At 64.2% G+C, this 2,646-nt stretch carries 2 protein-coding genes; both read left to right on the top strand.

Annotation, left to right across the window (positions count from 1 at the left end; all coding sequences use genetic code 11):
• Window positions 1–194: 194 nt before the first annotated feature.
• Window positions 195–1,709 carry an IS21 family transposase gene (gene istA / locus ABIB95_RS47245; RefSeq protein ID WP_502917977.1) on the top strand — a complete coding sequence of 505 codons (1,515 nt, stop codon included), beginning with the start codon at window positions 195–197 and terminating at the stop codon, window positions 1,707–1,709.
• Window positions 1,706–2,518 (top strand): IS21-like element helper ATPase IstB, encoded by an 813-nt coding sequence (gene istB, locus ABIB95_RS47240; protein WP_354249222.1) that lies wholly within the window; start codon window positions 1,706–1,708, stop codon window positions 2,516–2,518. Before istA ends, istB begins: the two co-directional genes overlap by 4 nt.
• The last annotated feature ends 128 nt before the right edge of the window (window positions 2,519–2,646 follow it).

Below are 2,646 nucleotides of genomic sequence, written 5' to 3'. Positions count from 1 at the left end.
TGCGGCGCGGCAATCAGGATGGAAGTGCAGCGTCAATCAGGATGAGAGAGCTTCGCCGGGCTCGTGACGCAGGGAGGGCGTAGCCCGACCGGAGTTACGAGCCCGGCGACGGCGCGATCCGAGCGGACCGCGCCGTCTGGTGATCGCGGCTGGCCGGTGATGGATGGTTCTTCTCGCCAAAGAGGAATCACCCGTTGCCAGGCTGCCATGTCACCGATCACCAGATGAGGCTCTACATGAAGTTCCGTCAAACCAATTCGCCGCCAGAGGCGGCCGCGAAGGCGTCGTTCAGTTCGTCGACCGCCTATCGGCTCGAGAAGGATCTGCGTCTTCCGTCGCAAAAGAAGTCACCGCGGCAAAGGCGCCGGCCGGATCCCTTGGCCAACGTCTTCGGCCTGGAGGTCGTGCCGATGCTGAAGGCGGCTCCCGGCGTGCGGCCTGTGGCGATCTTCGAGGAGATGCTCCGACGCCATCCTGAGCTGGGGGCTGGAATCCGCCGCACGCTCGAGCGCCGGATCCGCGCCTGGCGGGCGATCCACGGCGAGGAGCAGGAGGTCATCTTCCGCCAGACCCACGAAGTGGGCCAGGTCGGCCTGTCCGACTTCACCGATATGGGCGAGCTTGGGGTCGCCATCGCTGGCGTGACGCTCGATCATCGCCTCTATCACTTCCGGTTGGCCTATTGCGGGTTTGAACACGCCCATGTTGTGCTCGGTGGCGAGAGCTTCGTCGCATTGGCCGAAGGGCTGCAGAATGCCCTGTGGTCGCTCGGTGGGGCACCGCGGGAGCATCGGACCGACAGCCTGTCGGCCGCCTTCTGCAATCTCGATCGCAATGCAAGGGACGATCTGACCAAGCGGTACGAGGACCTCTGCGCTCACTACGGCATGCGGCCTTCCCGCAACAATCGCGGCATCGCCCACGAGAACGGGGCGATCGAGAGCTCGCATGGCCATCTCAAGCGGACAATCGCCGATGCGCTGCTGTTGCGCGGCACTGCCGACTTCGATGATCTTGCCGCCTATCGAGGCTTCATCGACGAGATCGTCAGCCGCCGCAATGCCCGCAACGCCAAGCGGATCGACCACGAGCGCGCCACCCTGCAGGCGTTGCCAGATCGCCGCACCTCGGACTACGAGGAGGTGATTGTCCGCGTGACGTCAAGCGGCGGCTTCACCTTGCGCAAGGTGTTTTACACCGTGCCGTCGCGTTTAATCGGGCACCAACTGCGGGCGCGTCTTTACGACGATCGTCTCGACGTGTTTGTCGGCGGCACCCATCTCGTCACCCTGCCGCGTGGGCGGCCGCATCCCAACGGTAAGCACGACCAGGTCGTCGATTATCGGCACGTGATCCATTCCTTGCGGCGCAAGCCAATGGCGCTGCTCAATCTCGTCTACCGTGATCGGCTGTTCCCGCGCGATGCCTATCGCCGAACCTTCGATTGCTTGCGCGAACGGCTACCGGACAGGAAAGCCTGCCGGATCATGGTCGATCTGCTCGCACTGGCCCATGAGCGCGGCTGCGAGGCCGAACTCGCCAATCAGCTCGCGACCGAGCTTGATGCCGGCCGACTGCCCGACCTCAACCGGCTGCGCGCTTACTTCGCTCCCGATCCGGCCTGCGTGCCGCACGTCGTGGTGCAGCTCGCACCGCTCGCCACTTATGAGTGCCTCGTCGGTGCTGGCGAGATCGGAGGTGCCGCATGAGCACGGCCAACACCATTGACACCGCGCGCCTCAATCTGTTGCTCAACGAGTTGCGGCTGCCAGCCATCAAGGTGCTGTGGCCGCAATTTGCCGAGCAGTCCGACAAGGAAGGCTGGCCGGCAGCCCGCTTCCTCGCCACCATTGCCGAGCACGAGATCGCCGAACGCGGCCGCCGCCGCGTCGAGCGCCATCTCGTCGAGGCGCGGCTGCCCGCTGGAAAGACCTTCGACAACTTCGACTTTGAGGCTGTGCCGATGATCTCCAAGGCGCAGGTGACCGCGCTCGCCGCCGGCGATGGTTGGCTCGGCAAGGGCGCCAATCTGCTGCTGTTCGGCCCGCCCGGCGGCGGCAAGAGTCACTTGGCGGCAGCCATCGGCCTGGCCCTTATCGAGAACGGATGGCGCGTCCTCTTCACCCGCACCACCGATCTCGTCCAGAAGCTCCAGGTAGCGCGGCGCGAGCTCAATCTCGAGGCCGCCATTAACCGCCTCGATCGCTTCGACCTCCTGATCTGCGATGATCTTGCCTACGTCACCAAGGACCAGGCCGAGACCAGCGTGCTGTTCGAGCTCATCAGCGCTCGCTACGAGCGGCGTTCCATGCTGATCACCGCCAATCAGCCCTTTGGAGAGTGGAACAGGGTCTTCCCGGATCCTGCTATGACGCTCGCCGCCATCGATCGCCTCGTTCACCACGCCACCATCGTCGAGATGAACGTCGAAAGCTATCGCAGGCGCACCGCGCTCGAGCGGAAGCGTGGTCCAGGGCGACCATCCTCGCACGCGACACCAAAAACATTCGCTGATTGACGCTCCGCGACAATCAGAGCGAACAAAACTCTTGCGCGCGACAATCATCGCGGCAATCATCACCTCGCCGCGACACCGACTCCCCATCCTGATTGTCGCGCGCTTCCCATCCAGATTGTCGCGCTATA

This window comes from Bradyrhizobium sp. LA2.1 (genome assembly GCF_040547725.1).
In the GTDB taxonomy this organism is placed as follows: domain Bacteria; phylum Pseudomonadota; class Alphaproteobacteria; order Rhizobiales; family Xanthobacteraceae; genus Bradyrhizobium; species Bradyrhizobium barranii.
The sequence above is the reverse complement of the archived record's forward strand: the minus strand, read 5'-3'. Positions and strand labels throughout refer to the sequence as shown.

Excerpts from the sequence above, each read along its gene's own strand:
- istB (WP_354249222.1), top strand. The coding sequence starts at position 1,706 with ATGAGCACGGCCAACACCATTGACACCGCGCGCCTCAATCTGTTGCTC.